This is a genomic window from Amycolatopsis sp. NPDC006131, assembly GCF_040614175.1.
GTDB classification, from domain to species: Bacteria; Actinomycetota; Actinomycetes; order Mycobacteriales; family Pseudonocardiaceae; genus Amycolatopsis_E; species Amycolatopsis_E tucumanensis.
In genome coordinates this window covers 1-18143 of sequence record NZ_JBEXTX010000024.1, presented here as the reverse complement: position 1 = coordinate 18143, position 18143 = coordinate 1, and the positions used below count along the sequence as shown (strand labels likewise).

Genomic DNA, 18143 nt, shown 5'->3' with positions numbered 1-18143 from the left:
AGCGGAGCGGCGGTGCGCTAGCGTCGGCGTCGCTTGGGCGGCAGGCACGATCCCCCGGTCACTGACGTCAGGCTCGCAACCCAACACGCGCGAGCTGTGACCCGAGGAAAGACGGCCCCGCTCAGGCCCGGACACGGAGGCGTCTACGTCCACGGTTGTCACGCCCCTCTACGCGGCCCGGTACACGGTGGGGTCGACGATGTCGTTGCCACGGAAGGCTTCCCGCCGTTCCGTACAGGTTCCGCAAGTGCCGCAGTGGACGTCCTGACCGCGGTAGCACGACCACGTTCGCGCGAACGGCACTTCCAGTGCTTCCCCGAGTCGTACGACGTCGGTCTTGGACAGCGTCAGGAAAGGTGCGAGCACCTGGAAGTCCGACACGAGTAGGCCCTCGTTGGCGGCCTGCACGCTGCGGGCGAACCGCTCGACGAATTCGGGCCTGCAGTCGGGGTAGATGGCGTGGTCTCCGGCGTGTGCGCCGAAAGCCACCGCGTCGGCGCGGACGGCGCTGGCGACCGAGACGGCGATGTCGAGCATGATCGCGTTGCGGTTGGGGACCACCGTGGCCGCCATCGACTCATCGGTGTAGTGCCCGTCCGGTACCGCCACAGAGGTGTCGGTCAGTGCGCATCCGGTCAGCAACGCGCCAAGGCTGGTCAAATCGATGATGCGATGTGGACTGTCGAGCAGCCGCGCGATCTCGGCGGCGTGATCGAGTTCGATCCGATGCCGCTGTCCGTAGTCGAACGACAGCAGCGTCAGGCGGGAGTGTCGGGCCGCCAGCCAGTAGGCCAGGACCGTCGAATCCAGTCCGCCGGAGGCGATCACGACGACGTGTTCGGGGTGCCGGTGCTCGCCCTGGGCAGTCGACATGCTCACCATGCCCGCGACAAGGTGCGCCGGACAGCACCGACGACGACACCCCAGGTCGGCAACTCCAGACCGGCCTCGGGCCACGCCAGCCAGCGCAGCCCACCTTCAGTGCAACCGAAGGCGGGCAACGGGATCGTCGTATCGGACTCATACCAACCGACCTGCATCGACACCAGGTCGGCGATGGTGGATTCCCGCATCCGCGTGCGTGGCTGGGTCAGGAAGATCCAGTCGTCGGGCTTACTGCCCGGTGTGCCGGGCACGACGATGATCGGAGCGGTGAGCATTGCCTGAACGAGTTGATGGTTGACCTCGCCGCCGAAGCCGGCCCGCATGACGAGCGCGTCCACAGTGTCACCCAGACGCAGTCGGACTTCGCCGGTCGACGGCTCGATAGCGGTCGGCCAGCTCAGCAACTCGGTGTAGTACTGCGACAGCGTGCTGTCGTGAACCGCTTCATGCTGCTGAACTTCAGGTGCCGTGGCGGTGGTCATGACCGTGCTCCTAATTGCAAGGGATGGTGCGGCGGAGCCGGAGCGCCTCGAAGGAAAACCCCGGCTCCGCCGTGATCGAGAGCGCGGTGGTGTCACCGCGCGAGATCGCGCCGGACGACAGGCGGCGCGAGCAGTTCAGGTCAGGCAACGTCAGGCAGTGCTCGGAACCAGTGCTGCCTGGGAAGCGCCGGATCGATGCGGCGCCTTGATGTCGACAGCTTCACGCGGCTTCGCTCTCTCGAATGAAACCCAGGCCGTGTGTGCCAACCGTCTTCAGCGCGTGTACGAGTACCGGCGACGGGTGCTGGTGCGGCTCACGCCAATGCCGTCCGACCCGCGACAACCTGGCCAGTCGGTGCTTGCCAGTAGAAGTCTCGGAACGGCGACGATGCCGGAAGGCTCGGCACAGCAGGCAACTGACCAACACCACGGCGGCGATCGCGGTGATCACCGGGGCCAGTGGGATCATGCGATCTCACCTCGCAGGGCGGGGATCGCGGCGGAACCAGGTATCGGGGTCGTGATTCCGCCGCGACATGACGGTGAAGCAGGGCGCCCCGCGACGGCTGGGGGATGACCGCCGCTGTACTGCCTCACCGTGCTCGCCGTGCCGGTCTCCTCGAAGGCGCCAAGTCCACCGGGGGCCGGGGTGGCGGCCACCTCCTTGGCCTTGGTGAAGACGGAGCGGAACTGCTCGGCCTCGGCAGCGTCGAGCGCGGCTGCCTCACCCGCAGGCGCCACCACTACGACCTCCGAGCCGCGCACGAGCACCGTCAGGCTCCGAGGGCGGCTGGCGACATCGCGGCACGTCACCGCCCAAGGTCCGCGGTCGTTCATCGTGCGTCACCGCCTCGTGCGGTGGTCCAACTCCGTACCCACACCGGCTGCACGAGAAAACGCGGCACAGCGAGCTTTGTTTGTGGGCATCGCGGAACCGAAGGCTCCGCGAATCGCTGGGAGAGTTTCATCATCTACTCCGATACTCAGCGAGTCCCGATTTACTTATGTCCCGGACTTCTGCTACTCCCATAGCGTCATGCGTTTAATCGTTCGCTCGGCCAAGCCGGGCAAGCGGCGGGCTTTGACGGCAACGGTGCTGGTAGGGCCGCCGCGAACCCCGCCAATGCAGCTAAACGTCCGCCGCCCGACACGAACCAGAGCGCGGGCGCGGCGGCGATGGGGCGTGCACGGGGCGGCAGGTGTCGTGAGCTGCGGAAATCCCGATCGGGGGCGGTTGTGCCGAACGGGTGAACCCGCGCAATACTCTGGGTACTGCCCGCGAAAATGCGAGACACCACAGAGCTGTCTGTGATAGTTGGCGCCCTCTTTTGGGGCAGTCGACCGGAGGCCGGCGCGCTGTAGCCCTAGGGCAGCGAAGATCGACTAAGGTGCAATGGCCTTGCTGGGTGATCCTGGGCTTGACCTGGGCAAACGGCAGCGGGACGATCCTGGGGCTACCGGTGCGGACGGAGACGGTATGGCTGTGCGGCGACAAAGCCTCGCGGAACGTCGCGAGGCATTGGGACACACACAGGAGACGCTCGCGCAGGAGATGGGGGTCGATCGATCTACGGTTGCCCGCTGGGAACGCGGCGTCCAAACACCTCAGCCGTGGATGCGGCCTACCCTGGCGAAGGCTCTTCAGCTGACACCTGCCAGCCTGGCCGCAATGCTGGGTGGAAGCGCCCCGGACCGCGCGCCTTCGCCTGCGGTTAGTCCGGGAGACGCGGCGCGGTTGACCGATCTCGACGGCGCGGAAGTCGTCGACAGCATCTTCACGACAGCTCAAGATCTACAAATCGCCGACCGTCGAATCGGTGGCGGCGCACTGTATCCGTCAGTTGCCCATTACCTGACGCAGCAGATCGGGCCGCAGTTGATGTCGCCTTCCCACGGAGTGTCAGTTCCTCGGTTGTTCGCAGCCGCCGCGTCAATCACCGAGATTGCCGGGTGGATGGCACATGACAGCGGGAACGACGCAAACGCGCGAAGCTACTTCGATCGTGCTTTCCGGTTGGCAATGGCGGGAGACGACCGAGCTCTGGCTGCCAACGCCTGTGCCTCGATGGCGCATCTGGCCATCGAGTTGCGGCAGCCGCACGACGCTGTCCGCATCGCCGTGGAAGGGCTCGGGCAAGCTACGGCCGCCTACGGCACTTCGCGTCTCGTCGCCCGACTGCACACCATGCGCGCCCGTGGTCTCGCCCTCATCGGTGACCGCGCCGGGTGCAGTAAGGCGTTGGAGGACGCTGAGCGCATCCTGGACGAAGCGACCGCGGAGCAACCCGCCCAGTGGATCGCCGCGTTCGACGAAGCGTCACTCGCGAGCGAAGCCGCGCTGTGCTTCCTGCAACTGGCGGAACTCGATGAAGCCGAGCGCCGCGCCCGCGAGGTCATCCGACTGCGGTCAGGCGATCGGGTCCGAAGCCGGACCTTTGCCCAGCTCACCCTGGCCAACGTTCTGGTGCATGCGGGCCGGGTTGACGAGGCAGCGGCGATCGGCCACGAAGCTTGCAGCACGACCGTCTCATTGAGCTCAGCAAGGGTTCTCCACCAGCTCCGTGCCCTCGGCGGCGTGCTCAGCCTCGCGCCGCGGTCGAGGCAGGTCTCGTCGTTTCTCGCCGCGTTGGCCGGCCTATCCGCCACGTCGGGTGAACACAACGGCGCGGTCTCGTCGTGGCCGGTATGACCGACGACGAGGCACGCTTCGCCTACCTGGCGGAAGGGAACGCCAAGCAGGCTCGCAAGCGTGTGGCCGCCGACCTGCTGATCCGTGACGAAGCCGGACGCATCCTGTTGGTAAATCCGACCTACAAGGAGAATTGGGACCTGCCCGGCGGCATGGCGGAAAGCAATGAAGCGCCGAGGGCGGCAGGCGAGCGCGAGCTGGCCGAGGAGCTCGGGCTTACCGTGATCGCTGGCCGCGTCCTGGTTCTGGACTGGATCGGACCTCACGGGCCGTGGGACGACCAACTGGTGTTCATCTTCGACGGAGGGGCACTATCTGCCACGCAGGTGGAGGCCATCAGCATCTGTGATCCAGAGATCAGCGAGTTCGCGTTCGTCGAACTCGCCGAGGCGAAGGCCATGTTGCGGCCCGACATGGCGCAGCGACTCGCCCGAGCTCACAACGCCCTCGCCACAGGCGTCACAGACTATTCCGAGTGAGACACCCGGCTCCAACACGGGAGGTGCGTTGCAGGAGCTAGGCGACCGTGGAAAGCATCAATTCGCCTGTTGGATGAGCACGGCAGCGAAGGCTCCGATGATTAGGAACGGGCCTAGCGGCACGTCACGGCCAGGACGCGATCGCCGAGCGATACGCAGCACGAGCAGAGCGACAGCAGCGCCGAACCAGCCGATCAACGTGCCGCCCAGAACCGCCGACCAGCCAGCCCACCCGAGGGCAAGGCCCAGAAGGGCGCCGAGTCGGAGGTCTCCGCCGCCGAGTTGGCCAGGCTGAAGGAAATAGAGCACTCCGTAGAACGCGAGGAGAGCGAGCATGCCGGCCGCGGAGCGGATGAGCGGGTACGCGTCGCGGTTGAGGACGGCGGCCAGGCTGAACAGCGCGGCCAGGATGATTCCGCTGGGCCAGATCAGCTTGGTGGGTAGCGTGCGAGAGTTCCAGTCCACCGCGGCGAGCAGAACACCGGCAGCGGCGAGCCAGGAGTAGGCGAACAGGTCAGGTTCCGCGCCGATGCGCCAGGCGAGGGCCGAGAACAGAGCGCCGGTGACCACTTCCAGCAGGGGCGGTGGCGCAAGCCGCTCGCACTTCGCTGGGAGGATCGAGCTCCGTTGGACGGCCATACGCAGGACGCTGGCGACGACGAGCCCGACCAGGCCCCAGCCGGCGATGCTGAGCGCGGTCACCGTGGAGCTCGCGCCGTTCGCCTGCTCGCGAGAGTGACAGAGCCCGTCAATGCTGTACCCCCTGTAGCCCCCTGGTTACGGCCTTCCGGTGTAGCGAACTTACTACGCAGCGCCATTTGGACACGCTGTCATTAGCCCATTCAGGTGAACTTCGACCCGTTTTCGCTGTTCCGACACCTGTGTCCCTTCATAGGGACATTGCGGTCTCCTAGGGGGCGCCAGGTAGACGTGAGGAGTACCACACTAGATCGAAAGGAATTTTCGCAGATCCGAGGGGGTGCACGTGGTCGGGGGCAACGTACACGGCCGCAACGGCCGGCGCAGGGCGGGACTGGTGGTTGTTGGACTCGCGGCGCTGACGTTGGCGGCCTGTAGTTCGAACTCGTCTTCGACGCCTGGGGGCACGACTGGGGCGGCAACGCCGCCACCAACGACCAGCGCTCCGCCGTCGTCGGCTTCTCCAGCGGACGCCGCGCGTCAGCAGGCGACGGCTGCCTACACGGGCATGTGGCGGCAGATGGCCAAGGCCGGTGAGACCGCGGATTGGCAGTCGCCCGAGCTCGCGAAGTACGCGACCGGCGACGCGCTCGGGGTGATCAACCGCAGCCTGTACACCGATCACCTCAACGGTGTGGTGTCCAAGGGCGCGCCGACGAACAACCCACAGGTGTCCAGCGCGGAACCCGCTGCGAATCCGACCACGGTCATGATCTCGGACTGCAGTGACAGCTCGAACTGGCTGAAGTACAAGGACGGCCAGTTGCTCAACGACACACCGGGCGGACGGCGCTCGATCACCGCGGAAGTCAAGAAGCAGCAGGACGGCACGTGGAGGGTCACCCGCTTCGCCGTGGAGGGGGTGGGCTCGTGTTGAAACGGTTAGGAGTTGTGGTCGGCCTGTCCGCGGCCGTGCTGGTGGCGAGCGCGCTGCCCGCGTTCGCGGACGACGGATACGGGTTCACTGATTGCACCCAGTACCCCAACCCTGGTTGCGAACTCGGTGCAGGCAAGAACCCCCGGCCCGGAAACGGCAACCAGGGCAACGGAAACAGCAAGCCCGGCAACCCTGGACAGAGCAAGCCCGGCTCGGGTCAGGCCAACGCCAATGGCGACACGATCATCGGCGGTAACCCCAATCTGGCTCAGTGCGGGTACGAGCGCAGCGACTACCAGGGCCCGCCACCGGGAGGCGCGCAGCCGGCGGCCTTCCATGTCCCGCCCAAGTCCGGTGCGGTCACCGCGGTGCCCGCGGTGTACCGGCCGCAGAGCGAGCCAGTCACCGCGCAGTTCGCAGTGGCGCAGCCGCGGTTCGCGCAGGCCCAGCCGCCGTCGGGCGCCTGGTACGTCTACAAGTGCACCGGGCCCGGCTTCGCGGATGCGCTGTACCGGCCGCCGGTATGGATCGCCGACGGCCAGGCAGGCCCGGCACCACTGCCGTCGCCGGCCGAGCTCGCGGCCCAGGCGCGGAACCAGCTGCGGTTGCCGACGCCGAAGATCAAGGCAAATCCGGCTGGTGACCAGCTGGTCAGCCTGCCGACCTGGTTGTGGCTGGACCGCAGCAGCTGGGGCGATGTCTCGGCCACCGCATCCGTACCGGGCGTCTCGGTGACCGCGGTCGCAAGGCCGACCTCGGTGACCTGGTCGATGGGAGACGGCGGCTCGGTGACCTGCACCGGCCCTGGCTCACCGTTCCCCGCCGGTGGTGATCCGAAGAGCGCGTCGCCGGACTGCGGCTACACCTACAAGACATCCTCAGCCGGCCAGCGCGCGGACGCGTTCCCGGTGACCGCCACGGTGAACTGGACCGTGACGTGGTCGGGCGCGGGCCAGGGCGGCACGTTCCCGAACATGACGACCTCGGCCTCGGTGGCGTTCCGCGTGGCGGAGAGCCAGGGAATCGCGACCGGCTGAACCGAAGCCTCCCGCCTCACGAGGGCGGGCGTGCACAACGAAACACCCTGTTGAGCAAGGCACGTCGAACACCCGAGTCGACGCGTCGCGATGGCGTCATGCCTGAAGGAGGTCGGTGGTGACCACTACCGCAGGTTCGACCAGCACGGACACGACGACGCAGAAACCGGCGTCGCCGAACGCGTGGGCCGGCCGGGACGGCAAGACTCCTTCGCGGTTGAGCGGTGGCGGCCGGCGCCGCAGCGTGCCCTACCTGTTGCTCGGCGTTCTGCTGGTTCTGGTGTGCGCGGCCGGCGGCGTGTTCGCCGGAATGCAGCTGGGCAACCGGGAAAGCGTTCTGGCGCTGGCCCGTCCTGTCGCGGTGGGCCAGGTCCTCACCGCCCAGGACCTCAAGCAGGTCAGCATGGCGACCGACTCCGGCATGGACGTGATGCCCGCCTCGGCTGCGTCCACAGTGGTGGGTCAGCCGGTTGCGTTCAGCCTTCCCGCCGGCTCGCTCGTAACCCGCTCGGTTCTCGGCGCACCGCAGATTCCCGCGCAGGGCAAGGCAATCGCTGCCGTGGGATTGAAGCCGGGACAGTTCCCGCCCGACTTGACGCCCGGCACCACGGTCGCCGTGCTCACCACTCCGGGGCAGGGCACGACGACCGGCACGACGACCGGAACCGGGCAGACGTCGTCGTGGACCGCGGCGGTGACGGGCATCGCCACGCGCGAGACCGAGCAGACGACCGTGGTGTCGCTGCAACTGTCCGAATCGGACGCTCGGGCGCTGGCTTCAGCCCCGGCGGGGCAACTCAGTCTGGTCGCGATCGCGGGAGGAGGCCGCTGATGCTCATCGCCGTCTGCTCACTGAAAGGGTCGCCGGGCGTGACCACCCTGGCGACCGCGCTCGGCGCCCGGTGGCCGGGGCAGGAGAACCCGATTGTGGTCGAGGTCGACCCAGCCGGCGGTGACCTGATGGCTCGCTTCCGGCTGCCGGACACACCCGGTCTGGTCAGCTTGGCCGCGGCGGCACGCGGCCGTAGCGGCGCCGACCCGAACCTGCTCGCCCAGCACACCCAGCTTCTCCCCGGCGGCCTGCGGGTGGTGCTCGGCCCGGTCGGCGCCGAACAAGCTCGCGCCGCCCTGACGGTGCTGGCGTCGGGGCCGTCATCGCCGCTGCGCCGGGCCGCCGACCAGTCGGAGACCACGGTTATTGCCGACTGCGGCCGAGTCGATCCGGACTCACCCGCGTTCCCGATCATCCGCAGCGCGGACGCGATGCTGCTGGTCGCCCGCCCGCATGACGACGAGCTCGCCCACGTCGCGCTCAAACTGCAGGCCGCCCAGCAGTGGTCGCGCCGCCCGTGCTTCGTCCTGGTCGGCGACGGCTACCCGACCGCGGAGGTCTCCCAGGCGCTGCGCATCCCGGTGATGGGTCGCGTGCCGCGCGACGACAAGGGCGCCGCGGTGCTGTGCGGTCAGGGCGCCGGCCGACGTGGGCCCGACAAGTCCCCGCTGGGGCGGGCCGCCGCCAGGATCGCGCTCAACCTCTACTCGCACGGCCACCAGCCGGCCACCAACGGCGCCCGCGCACCGAACCTGCGGCTGGCAGTTCCGGGTGAACCGGCCTCTGGCGCCGCTCTGCAACCGCTCGGGCCGCAAACCCGTAACGGGGCGAGGTCATGACCCGGCCTGAGCTCGGCGATCCGCGCCTGACGGCGTCGACCAACGGCGCCGGCCCGAACCTGGCTGCCGCCCAGCACATGCCTGGACCGGCGGAGCTTCCCCACCGGCCCGCCGGAGAGGCAGCGGCGGTGGAACGGCTGCGGCAGCACCTGCGCGACGAGTTGTCGACCCATCTCAGCAGGCGCATCCGGGCCGACGAGACCGCCGGCCGCCCGCCGATGGACGCCCCAGCACGCCGCCGGTTGGCCGAGGCGATCCTGACCGACGCGGCCGAGGCACACGCCCAGGCCGAGCTGCGCAATTCCGCCACCGGCGGGATGCTCGTGGCACCCGAGGTCGAGCAGCGGCTGATCCGCCAGGTCCTCGACGAGGTGTTCGGCCTGGCCGGCCTGGAACCACTACTGGCCGACACCGACATCGAGAACATCAACATCAACGGCGACCGCGTCTTCGTCAAGTACGCCGACGGCCGCCGCAACCGTTTGCCGCCGGTCGTCGGCTCGGATACCGAGCTGATCGAGCTCATCCGCGACCTGGCCACCCGCAGCGGGGTGGAGGAGCGCCGCTTCGACCGCGGTTCGCCCATCGTGAACTTCCAGCTGCCCGGTGGCGAGCGCGTCTCAGCGGTCATGGCGGTCACTACGCGGCCGTCGGTGTCGATCCGCCGGCACCGGTTCGCCAAGGTCACCCTCGCCGAGCTGCGCGAGAACGGCACCATCGACCTCGCCCTGGAGAGCTTCCTGAAAGCCCTGGTGCGGGCCAAACGCAACATCTTGGTCACCGGCGGCACGGCGATCGGCAAGACCACACTGCTCCGCGGCCTGGCCTCGGCCATCCCGCCATGGGAGCGACTGATCACCATCGAGGACGTCTTCGAACTCGGCCTCGGCGAGGACGCCGACGCCCATCCGGACGTAGTCGCGCTGCAAGCCCGCGAACCGAACATCGAGGGCCAGGGCGAGATCTCCCTGTCGGACCTGGTCTGGCAGTCCCTGCGGATGTCGCCGGACCGAGTCATCGTCGGCGAGGTCCGCGGCCCGGAGGTCATCCCGCTGACCAACGCGATGTCCATGGGCAACGACGGCAGCATGGGCACCCTGCACAGCAGCTCCAGCCAGGGCGCGTTCACCAAGCTGGCCGCCTACGCCGTGCAAGGCCCCGAGCGGCTGCCGATGGAAGCGACCAACCTGCTCGTCGCCGCGGCGCTGCACTTCGTGGTGCACCTGGAGAAGCCCCGCGACGATCCCAGCAAGCGGGTCGTGTCCTCCATCCGCGAAGTCGTCGGCGCCGACGGCGCCCAGATCATCAGCAACGAGGTCTGGCGCCCCGGTCCCGATCTGCGCGCCGTCCCCGGTGCGCCGCTGCGCACCGACACCGTCGACCTGCTCGTCGAGGCGGGCTACGACCCGGACCTGTTCGAGCGGCGCGAAGGGTGGTGGACGCCATGACCACCGCCGCCGCCCTGTTCGGCCTGCTCGGCGCTGGCGTGGCCCTCGGCGTCCTGCTCATCGTCGCCGGGCTGCGCGGCCGGCCCGCCCGCGCGGCGGCGCCGTCGCGGCTGAGCGCCTGGCTGGCCGCACGGCACGACCGCAGGCGGGTCGGGTGGCTCGTCGTGGCCGTGCTCGCCGGCCTGGCCGTCGGCGCGATCACCGGCTGGGTGGTCGCCGCCATCCTGACCGCCCTCGCGGTCGTCGGCCTGCCGCGGATCCTCGGCTCGAACGTCGACCACAAGCGCCACCTCGAACGCATCGAGGCGATCGCAGGCTGGACCGAGATGCTGCGCGACACCCTGGTCGCCGCGGCCGGCCTGGAACAGGCCATCCTCGCCACCGCCCCGGCCTGCCCCGAGGCGATCCGCGAGGAGATCACCGAACTGGCCGTCCGGCTGGAACGCGGCGAACGCCTCGCGCCCTCGCTGCGCCACCTCGCCGACCAACTGCGCGACCCCACCGCGGACCTGGTGATCTCCGCGCTCGTGCTGGCCGCCGAGCACCAGGCCCGGCAGCTGGCCGACCTGCTCGGCGAACTCGCCAGCGAGGCACGCGAGCAGGCATCCATGCGGATGCGGGTCGAAGCCGGCCGCGTCCGCACCCGGACCAGCGTGCGCGTCATCGTCATCACCACGCTGTCCTTCGCCCTCGGGCTGGTGCTGCTCAACCGCGGTTACCTCGCTCCGTACGACTCGGCGTTCGGCCAGATCATGCTGCTGCTCGTCGGTGCACTGTTCGCTGCCTCTTTCGCTTGGCTGGCAAGGATTGCACGTCTCCGGGAGCCCGAAAGGTTCCTCACCGAGCTGGGCACGATCCGTCCGCACGACGCCGACGTGGACGTCGATGACCTGCTCACCGGGAAGGGGGCGTCGTCATGATCAGCGCGTTGCTGTGGGGCGCCGGGCTCGGCGTCGGATTGTGGGCGCTGGTGGTCTACGTGTTCCCGCCCCGGCCGCCGCTGCGAGCGCTGGTCGACCGGCTGCACGCGACCCCCGCGCCACCGCCGATCCTCACCGCGGACTCCGACGGCTGGGCCTTGCGCGTGGGCCGGCCGTTCATCAAACCGTTGGCGGCACTCGGGTTGCCCAACCGCAAGCTACGCAACGACCTCGCGGTCACCGGCAAGAGCATCGAACACCACCTGGCCGAGAAGGCCACGTTGGCGTTGACCGGACTGCTGCTGCCGGTCCTGATGCATCTGCTGCTCGTCGTGGCCGATGTCGGTCTCGGCTGGGAAGTCCCTGCGGTCGCCAGCATCCTCTTCGCGCTCGGCGGGTTCCTGCTGCCGGACATCAGCGTCCGGCAGGAAGCCGAGCGGCGCCGCTCCACCTTCCGGCACGCGCTGTCGGCATACCTGAACCTGATCAGGGTCCTGCTGGCCGGCGGCGCCGGAGTCGACGGCGCGCTGTCGGATGCGGTGAACATCGGCAAGGGCTGGGCCTTCCAACAGCTGCGCCGCGCGCTGGTCACTGCCAAGCTGACCCGCACCACCCCGTGGTCGACCCTCGGTCAGCTCGGCACCGAACTCGATGTGCACCAGCTGTCCGAGCTGGCCGCCTCAGTCAGCCTCGCCGGCACCGAAGGCGCCCGCGTCCGCGCCAGCCTCGCGGCCAAAGCCGCGGCGCTGCGCACGCGCGAGCTCACCGACGCCGAAGGCGAAGCCCAAGCCGCCACCGAACGCATGAGCCTACCCGTGGTGATGCTGTTCGGCGGATTCCTAATCTTCATCGGGTTCCCAGCCCTCGCGAGCGTGCTGGGAGGTCTCTGAGTTCCACAAGAACTGTCCATACCGGACCCCGAACCACAGGGGAGAAGCTGATGTTCACCGAAGTTCAGATCCTCATCGCCCGTATCCGGGCCGAGCTGGAGCGGCTGCGCCGCGACGAGGGCGGCTACTCGACCGAAGCAGTCGTGGTCACCGCCCTGCTCGCGGCGCTGGCCATCGCGGTCATTGCGATCATCGTCATCAAGGTCACGCAGAAGGCCAACGGGATCAACCTGTAGGCCGGTGACCACGATGCCTCGACGCCCCAGCCGATCCCGCACGCCGAACACACGCGAGCGTCCACACCGGACACGTGTGCGGGCGGCGCTGCGCCGACTGCGGACAGATCAACGTGGCGCCGGCACCGTCGAACTCGTCATCGCCACGCCACTGCTGTTGCTGCTGATCCTGCTGATCGCGCAGTTCGCGCTCTACATGCACGCCACCCACATCGCCCAAGCCGCAGCATCCGAAGCACTGTCCGCGGCACGGGTGTACGGCGGCAGCGCAACCGCGGGCAACACCGAGGGCCAGCGAGTCCTCACGCAAATGGGAAGTGGCCCGCTGCAAGGAACATCGGTCAACGTCCAAAGAGGACCGACCCAGGCATCCGTGACGGTTACCGGGACCGTGATCAACGTGATCCCGTTCGCGACCTTCACGGTTCACGCCGAAGCCGTTGGGCCCGTTGAGAAATTCACCCCGCCGACCGGCACCGGGGCGGTGTCACCATGACCGCGTCCCCGTGGGTTTCCGCTTTCGCACGCTCGGCATGCGCGCGAATCCGCGCGCTGCGCCGTGACGAACGGGGCTCCGCCGCAGCCGAGCTCACTCTACTGACTCCGCTGCTGATCCTGCTGCTGTTGTTCGTGGTGTTCTGCGGCCGACTAGCCGACACCAAGTTGCGGATCAACGACGTCGCGCACCAAGCCGCCCGTGCCGCCACCCTGGCACGCACCCCATCACAGGCCACTGCCAACGCCCAAGCCACCGCCAGCGCCGCACTCGCCTCGGCCGGGATCACCTGCCAGTCGCTGTCGGTATCCACCGACACCCAGGGCCTCAAGCCGGGCTCCACGGTGACCGTCACCGTGTCCTGCAGCGTCGGCCTCGGTGACCTGACCTCGCTCGGCGTGCCCGGCAGTCGGACGTTCGAATCCAGCTTCTCCTCCCCAGTTGATGTGTGGCGCGGCACCTCCCCGAACGCCCAAGCGGGAGGTGCGCCATGAGGTGGGCCGTATCGCTGCGCCGCCGAACGCGCCGGCTGCGCAAGGACGAGGACGGTCGGGTGACTGCGTTCGTCGTCATCATCGCGCTCGCCGCGCTGCTGTTCGCCGGGCTCGTGCTCGACGGTGGGCTCGCGCTGGCCGCCAAGGTCCGCGCGATGGGCGAGGCACAGGAAGCCGCGCGGGCCGGCGCCCAGGAAATCGACCTGGCCGCCTACCGCACCGACGGCACGCTGCGCCTGGTCCCGCAACAAGCCAGCGCAGCGGCCCACAGCTACCTCGCCGCCGCGGGCCACACCGGCACCGTGTCGGTCGCCGGCAACACCGTCAACGTGACGATCAGCATCAACCAGCCCACCCAACTGCTCGGACTGGTCAGCATCGGCTCGATCACGGTCACCGCGACAGGGCAAGCCCAGCCACAACGCGGAATCTCCGGAGTACTCCCATGACCACCCTCACACGCTCGTACCCAATTCACTGCCACAACGGGAAAGGAGACCAGGATGGCGACGACTGAAGAGATCGAACGCCGCGTCGAGGAAGCCGACGCGGCCCGCAGCGCGAAAAGGGCCGCTGCGGCCAAGCGCGTCGGCGAACTCGCACAGCTGCGGGCAGAGGTGGCCGAGAAACTCAGCGACATCGAGCGAGAACTCGGGGACGTCCTCGCTGAGTCCAGCGACGTCATCGGCGTCGACGAGCTGGCCAAGTTCACCGACGTACCGGCCGCCGACCTCACCCAGTGGCTCAACGGCCGGAAGGCGACTCGTCCCAAGCGCAAGCGGTCCACCGCCAGCACGCCAAGCTCCAAGAGCGACGCGAGCGGGCCACAGGCCACAGCGAAGACACCGCCAGCCAGCCAGACGTCCACCTCACCCGAGCTCACCGGGCCTCGCGCTGCTGCCGCGGACACGCCCAGCCGGGTTCCCGCGGCGGTGACGTGACACCCCCACTCCGGCTCGTTCACCGTTCACCGCTGTCTCGGGTGGCGACCGCGGAGCCGTAAAGCCTGTACGTCCAAGGAATCGAGCACGTCGTGACCGCACACTCGCACTTCTCTCGCCGGAAGCCGATACGGCCCACCACAGGCCGGCCCGCCTGGTGGGCGCTGGCCGCCACGCTCCGGTTCGTGCGCGGTCTGCTCGCCTTCGTCGTCCTGCTCGCCCTCGTGGCGGGTCTGCCCTGGGCCCTGGTGCACTTCGTGGGCTGGCCCCTGCCCGACCACGTGCCGACCTGGGACGAGATCCAGGCGACGCTGCTCAACCCGATGAACGCACAGTTCCTCCTCAACACCTTGGCCGTGCTGTGCTGGATCGTCTGGTTCTTCTTCGCGCTCGACGTCCTGCGCTGCACCATCGACGCGGCACGCGGGATCACCTGGCCGCAGGTCCGCCCACCCGGCCCGCTGCACGGACTCGCCGCAGCCCTGATCGGCACCATCGTGCTGACCCTGCTCGGCAACCGGACCCCGTACACGGCCCCCACCCCGACCACCGCAACCCTGACCGCCGATCTCACGCCGGTCGCGGTCGTCGCACCGTTGACGCCCGGCCCGGCCACGCCGGCCGCGGCTCCGCAGGCGACCGTCGTCCCGCCGACCACGTTGGTGATCGATCGGACAGCGCCCGCCCCGCCGGGCATGGTCCAGGTGACCGAGGAAGTCCGGCTCCCGCACGACGGGATCTACGACAGCCTGTGGCGGGTCGCCGAACGCATCTACGGTCCCGGCGGCGGCAGCCGCTGGCCAGAGCTGTTCCAGCTCAACCGCGGCGTCGAGCAGCCCGACGGCCGCGCGCTGACCAAGCCCAACCTCGTACGGCCCGGCTGGAAGATCACCGCCTACATCCCCGCCCCAGCCGACGAGCATCCTCCCGGCGAGCAGCAGCCGCCGGTGCCGCCCCAGCAACCACCACCGACGAGCACCGCGCCGACCCCGCCACCCTCGACACAGCCCGCACCGAACACCACTCCGGCGCCGGCCACGACGGAGCAGGCCGGCGAGCACCGCGAAGACCAGGCCGAACCAGGGCTGGACCTGCTGACGGGCGTGTTCGTCAGCCTCGGCCTCGCCGTAGCCATCACCGCGGCCACGGTGTCAGCCAGGATGTGGCGCCGACGCCGCTACCGCATCGGCAGCGGCGACCGCGCCGACCTGCAGCGCCCGATCGCGCCCGTGGTCCGCGCCCTGCGGGCCGCGTACGACCAGGAAGAAGACAGTGACCACAGGCCCGGCGAGGACGTGGAGTTCGTCGACCTCGCGCCGGCACCACCGCGGATCCACATCACCGCGGCCGGGGCCCTGGAACCCGACGACGAACCAGTCCCGGTACCGACGAGAGTGGGCGTGCGGGGCGGTCGCGAACTCGCCTTGAACCTCGCCAGCACCCGCGGCCTCGGCCTCGCCGGACCCGGCGCCACCGCCGCCGCCCGCGCTCTGCTGCTGCACCTGCTCACCGAACAGCAGCCCGGCGACGGCATCCGCGTGCTCGTACCCGCCGACGACCTGCACCTCGTCTTCGACGGCGCCGACGTCGAAAACCTGCCGTCCACCGTCCACGTCGTCGCCACGCTCGACGCCGCCCTCGACGAGATGGAAGCAGCCCTGCTCACCCGCACACGCCACGCCATCGAGGAGACCGAATCCCAACCCACGCCGGCCTCGCTCGTGCTGCTCGCCAGTCCCGCACCGCACGCCGAACGGCGCCTGCAAGCCGTCCTCGACAACGGCTCGACGCTCGGCCTGGCCGGCGTGCTCCTCGGCCAGTGGCGCCCCGGCGCGACCGTGCGCGTCCGCCACGACGGCACCGTCAGCGCCACCAGCCCCGGCCTGGGCGACGCCCTCGCCGACACGCGCCTGTTCAGCCTGCCCGCCACCGATGCCACCGAGTTGCTGGCCGTGCTCCGGGACGCCGAAGGCCCCACCGACCTGACCACACCCGACCACACAACCAGTGGCCTCACCGGCGACGGGCACGCACCGCCCACGGACAATCGCCAGGACGATCGCGACGTCGTACCCACGCCACCCGTCCCCGAGCAACGCTCGGTCGACGAGATGACCCAGCTCGAATCCACCCGCCCGTCGGAACACGAAGCCGACGAGCAGCCCCCACCGAGCCCGAGCCTGCAACTGCTGGACGCCCAGCCCATCCCCGTGGATGTCCAGCCGAAGGGCCCGGCCTCAGCCAGCCGGGATGACACCGAGGACCGCCGCACGGTCGCCGAGGACGTCAAGCCAGCCGCCGACCAGGCACCGGCCGCCGCCGAGGAACCCCTGCGGCCGAAGAACGGTGACGGGGCAGCACCGCAGCGCCCGCTGGTCGTGCGCGTGCTGGGACGCCTGCACCTGGCCCTGCGCGACGACGAGGGAGACCGCGAGCTCAGCGGCGTGCTGACCCCGAAGCAACGAGAAGTGCTCGTCTACCTCGCGCTGCACCCCCACGGCGTCCGCCGCGAAGTCCTCAACGAGGCCGTCTGGCCCGACAGCAGGCCGCCGCGGCCGTACAACTCATTCCACAACACCCTGTCCATGTTGCGCCGCGCGCTCACCGACGCCACCGACGGCAGGATCAACAACCTCGTCCTCAACGACGATGGCCGCTACCAGCTCAACGACGAACTCGTCGTCGTCGACTACTGGCAACTCCAGTACGCCCTACAGGCGCCACGCCCCACCGACGCCCAGGTCCAGGCTCAGCTGCACGACGCCGTGGAGCTCTACCAGGGCGACCTCGCCGAGGACCTGCTCGTGCCCTGGATCGAACCGTTCCGCGAGGCCACCCGACGCGACGTCCTGGACGCGCTCGGCGCCCTGATCCGCGCTCACGGCGACAGCGACCCAGAAACCATGCTCACGCTGCTGGAACGCACCCGGAAGCTCGACCGCTACAACGAGGGCGTCTACCGCGACATCATCCGCACCCAAGCCCGCCTCGACCAGTACGCCGCCATCCCACGCACCCTCGCGCTGCTGACCACCACACTGGACGAAATCGGCCAACGCCCCAGCCCCGACACGCTCAACCTCGCCGACTTCCTCCAACGCCGCGGCAGCACCCGGCGGCCGGTCTCCACCGACAACGCCGCGGCCAGCTGAACCGCATCCGGCAGCGCAGCGCCGCCTCAGTCGGGCTGATCGTCGTCGTCCTGCGACGACTCGCCATCGTCCGGCGCCTTCTGCAGGCGCTCGATCAGATCGAGGTTCTCTTCCGCCCAGTCGATCAGAGGCCGCGCCCGGACCAGCAAATCCGCGGCGGCAGGAGTCAGCGAGTACACCACCGACCGCGGAAACGTCCGCTCCTCGACCCGGTCCACCAGACCGGCAGTCTCCATCCGCCGCAACGTCCGGCCCAACGCCCGGCTCTGAATCCTGCGCACCGTCCCGGTCCACGGATCGAACGTCGTCATGTCCTGAATGGCGGCATGAAGCTCGCTGTAATGTAGCGGACCAGCACTCAACGCCACCAAAATGTGCGTGATCCATTCCCCGTTCAGCACGTGGCGGAGATCCCGCGACCGCGCCAGGTACCTAGCGTCCCCGGTTACCATGAACACCCCCCATACTCTTTCGCGACGGCCCGCCTACACCCCGCCCCCGCGGCACAGGCGAGCCCTGATATTCAAAAATGAGAATCGCCTCCTTTCTGGCCAGAAGGCGTATAATCGTCTCCGCCATCGGCCACCTCGGTTGATCAGTGTCAAGGTTGTCAACGCTACGTCAAACGGGGTACCCCGTGCAGCGTATTTCTACTTAGAGCGTGTCTCATGTGGTGTGTTTGCGGAGTTTCTTGTAGCAGGTCAGGGCGGCTCCGAGGGTGAGGAAGGCGAGGAAGTGGCTGGCTTT

General features: G+C 69.0%; 20 protein-coding genes and 1 pseudogene. 16 read left to right on the top strand and 5 right to left on the bottom strand.

Annotation, left to right across the window (positions count from 1 at the left end):
• Window positions 1–168 precede the first annotated feature (168 nt).
• From queC to ABZ215_RS15340, 3 genes are all read right to left on the bottom strand, one after another.
• Window positions 169–882 carry a 7-cyano-7-deazaguanine synthase QueC gene (gene queC / locus ABZ215_RS15350; protein ID WP_354950004.1) on the bottom strand — a complete coding sequence of 238 codons (714 nt, stop codon included), beginning with the start codon at window positions 880–882 and terminating at the stop codon, window positions 169–171.
• Window positions 876–1367, bottom strand: coding sequence for a hypothetical protein (locus ABZ215_RS15345; RefSeq protein ID WP_354950003.1), 492 nt, complete (start codon window positions 1365–1367; stop codon window positions 876–878). The genes queC and ABZ215_RS15345 overlap by 7 nt, the downstream gene beginning before the upstream one ends.
• Window positions 1368–1587: 220 nt before the next feature.
• The gene (locus tag ABZ215_RS15340; RefSeq protein WP_354950002.1) at window positions 1588–1836 is read right to left on the bottom strand and encodes a hypothetical protein; all 249 of its coding nucleotides are present in this window, start codon (window positions 1834–1836) and stop codon (window positions 1588–1590) included.
• 924 nt (window positions 1837–2760) lie between these two features.
• Here ABZ215_RS15340 and ABZ215_RS15335 point away from each other — a divergent pair.
• The 3 genes and pseudogenes from ABZ215_RS15335 to ABZ215_RS15325 all read left to right on the top strand — a co-directional run.
• Window positions 2761–3024, top strand: a pseudogene (locus ABZ215_RS15335) (helix-turn-helix transcriptional regulator); the annotation flags it as partial.
• A 78-nt stretch (window positions 3025–3102) separates the two neighbouring features.
• Window positions 3103–4056, top strand: a complete 954-nt coding sequence (locus ABZ215_RS15330; RefSeq protein WP_354950076.1) for a hypothetical protein — start codon at window positions 3103–3105, stop codon at window positions 4054–4056.
• Window positions 4053–4535, top strand: coding sequence for an NUDIX hydrolase (locus tag ABZ215_RS15325; RefSeq protein ID WP_354950001.1), 483 nt, complete (start codon window positions 4053–4055; stop codon window positions 4533–4535). Before ABZ215_RS15330 ends, ABZ215_RS15325 begins: the two co-directional genes overlap by 4 nt.
• A 57-nt stretch (window positions 4536–4592) precedes the next feature.
• Here ABZ215_RS15325 and ABZ215_RS15320 read toward each other — a convergent pair whose 3' ends face one another.
• A complete protein-coding gene (locus tag ABZ215_RS15320; protein ID WP_354950000.1) occupies window positions 4593–5237 on the bottom strand; it encodes a prepilin peptidase in 645 nt (214 codons plus the stop codon).
• A 283-nt stretch (window positions 5238–5520) separates the two neighbouring features.
• Here ABZ215_RS15320 and ABZ215_RS15315 point away from each other — a divergent pair, with 283 nt between their 5' ends.
• The 13 genes from ABZ215_RS15315 (at window position 5521) to ABZ215_RS15255 (ending at window position 17396) form a co-directional block, all read left to right on the top strand.
• Window positions 5521–6111, top strand: a complete 591-nt coding sequence (locus tag ABZ215_RS15315; protein WP_354949999.1) for a hypothetical protein — start codon at window positions 5521–5523, stop codon at window positions 6109–6111.
• A 41-nt stretch (window positions 6112–6152) separates the two neighbouring features.
• Window positions 6153–7148 (top strand): hypothetical protein, encoded by a 996-nt coding sequence (locus ABZ215_RS15310; RefSeq protein ID WP_354949998.1) that lies wholly within the window; start codon window positions 6153–6155, stop codon window positions 7146–7148.
• Window positions 7149–7266: 118 nt separating this feature from the next.
• The gene (locus ABZ215_RS15305) at window positions 7267–7980 is read left to right on the top strand and encodes an SAF domain-containing protein (RefSeq protein WP_354949997.1); all 714 of its coding nucleotides are present in this window, start codon (window positions 7267–7269) and stop codon (window positions 7978–7980) included.
• Complete coding sequence (locus ABZ215_RS15300; protein WP_354949996.1) at window positions 7980–8819, top strand: chromosome partitioning protein; 840 nt, start codon at window positions 7980–7982, stop codon at window positions 8817–8819. Before ABZ215_RS15305 ends, ABZ215_RS15300 begins: the two co-directional genes overlap by 1 nt.
• Window positions 8816–10267, top strand: a complete 1452-nt coding sequence (locus ABZ215_RS15295) for an ATPase, T2SS/T4P/T4SS family (protein ID WP_354949995.1) — start codon at window positions 8816–8818, stop codon at window positions 10265–10267. Before ABZ215_RS15300 ends, ABZ215_RS15295 begins: the two co-directional genes overlap by 4 nt.
• On the top strand, window positions 10264–11187 hold the full coding sequence (locus ABZ215_RS15290; RefSeq protein ID WP_354949994.1) for a type II secretion system F family protein: 924 nt from the start codon (window positions 10264–10266) through the stop codon (window positions 11185–11187). The genes ABZ215_RS15295 and ABZ215_RS15290 overlap by 4 nt, the downstream gene beginning before the upstream one ends.
• A complete protein-coding gene (locus ABZ215_RS15285; protein WP_354949993.1) occupies window positions 11184–12077 on the top strand; it encodes a type II secretion system F family protein in 894 nt (297 codons plus the stop codon). Before ABZ215_RS15290 ends, ABZ215_RS15285 begins: the two co-directional genes overlap by 4 nt.
• Before the next feature lie 50 nt (window positions 12078–12127).
• Window positions 12128–12313 carry a hypothetical protein gene (locus ABZ215_RS15280; protein WP_354949992.1) on the top strand — a complete coding sequence of 62 codons (186 nt, stop codon included), beginning with the start codon at window positions 12128–12130 and terminating at the stop codon, window positions 12311–12313.
• A 76-nt stretch (window positions 12314–12389) separates the two neighbouring features.
• Window positions 12390–12809 (top strand): TadE/TadG family type IV pilus assembly protein, encoded by a 420-nt coding sequence (locus ABZ215_RS15275; RefSeq protein WP_354949991.1) that lies wholly within the window; start codon window positions 12390–12392, stop codon window positions 12807–12809.
• Window positions 12806–13303 carry a TadE/TadG family type IV pilus assembly protein gene (locus tag ABZ215_RS15270; protein ID WP_354949990.1) on the top strand — a complete coding sequence of 166 codons (498 nt, stop codon included), beginning with the start codon at window positions 12806–12808 and terminating at the stop codon, window positions 13301–13303. The genes ABZ215_RS15275 and ABZ215_RS15270 overlap by 4 nt, the downstream gene beginning before the upstream one ends.
• 59 nt (window positions 13304–13362) lie before the next feature.
• Window positions 13363–13752 carry a pilus assembly protein TadG-related protein gene (locus ABZ215_RS15265; RefSeq protein WP_354949989.1) on the top strand — a complete coding sequence of 130 codons (390 nt, stop codon included), beginning with the start codon at window positions 13363–13365 and terminating at the stop codon, window positions 13750–13752.
• A gap of 54 nt (window positions 13753–13806) precedes the next feature.
• Window positions 13807–14244 carry a hypothetical protein gene (locus ABZ215_RS15260; protein WP_354949988.1) on the top strand — a complete coding sequence of 146 codons (438 nt, stop codon included), beginning with the start codon at window positions 13807–13809 and terminating at the stop codon, window positions 14242–14244.
• A gap of 185 nt (window positions 14245–14429) precedes the next feature.
• The gene (locus tag ABZ215_RS15255) at window positions 14430–17396 is read left to right on the top strand and encodes a BTAD domain-containing putative transcriptional regulator (protein ID WP_354949987.1); all 2967 of its coding nucleotides are present in this window, start codon (window positions 14430–14432) and stop codon (window positions 17394–17396) included.
• A gap of 26 nt (window positions 17397–17422) precedes the next feature.
• On the opposite strand, the gene ABZ215_RS15250 is transcribed toward ABZ215_RS15255, so the two are convergent.
• Window positions 17423–17797 (bottom strand): helix-turn-helix domain-containing protein, encoded by a 375-nt coding sequence (locus tag ABZ215_RS15250; protein WP_354949986.1) that lies wholly within the window; start codon window positions 17795–17797, stop codon window positions 17423–17425.
• Between the last annotated feature and the right edge of the window lie 346 nt (window positions 17798–18143).

Excerpts from the sequence above, each read along its gene's own strand:
- queC (WP_354950004.1), bottom strand. The coding sequence starts at position 882 with ATGGTGAGCATGTCGACTGCCCAGGGCGAGCACCGGCACCCCGAACAC.
- ABZ215_RS15345 (WP_354950003.1), bottom strand. The coding sequence starts at position 1,367 with ATGACCACCGCCACGGCACCTGAAGTTCAGCAGCATGAAGCGGTTCAC.
- ABZ215_RS15340 (WP_354950002.1), bottom strand. The coding sequence starts at position 1,836 with ATGATCCCACTGGCCCCGGTGATCACCGCGATCGCCGCCGTGGTGTTG.
- ABZ215_RS15325 (WP_354950001.1), top strand. The coding sequence starts at position 4,053 with ATGACCGACGACGAGGCACGCTTCGCCTACCTGGCGGAAGGGAACGCC.
- ABZ215_RS15300 (WP_354949996.1), top strand. The coding sequence starts at position 7,980 with ATGCTCATCGCCGTCTGCTCACTGAAAGGGTCGCCGGGCGTGACCACC.
- ABZ215_RS15295 (WP_354949995.1), top strand. The coding sequence starts at position 8,816 with ATGACCCGGCCTGAGCTCGGCGATCCGCGCCTGACGGCGTCGACCAAC.
- ABZ215_RS15290 (WP_354949994.1), top strand. The coding sequence starts at position 10,264 with ATGACCACCGCCGCCGCCCTGTTCGGCCTGCTCGGCGCTGGCGTGGCC.
- ABZ215_RS15285 (WP_354949993.1), top strand. The coding sequence starts at position 11,184 with ATGATCAGCGCGTTGCTGTGGGGCGCCGGGCTCGGCGTCGGATTGTGG.
- ABZ215_RS15280 (WP_354949992.1), top strand. The coding sequence starts at position 12,128 with ATGTTCACCGAAGTTCAGATCCTCATCGCCCGTATCCGGGCCGAGCTG.
- ABZ215_RS15270 (WP_354949990.1), top strand. The coding sequence starts at position 12,806 with ATGACCGCGTCCCCGTGGGTTTCCGCTTTCGCACGCTCGGCATGCGCG.
- ABZ215_RS15260 (WP_354949988.1), top strand. The coding sequence starts at position 13,807 with ATGGCGACGACTGAAGAGATCGAACGCCGCGTCGAGGAAGCCGACGCG.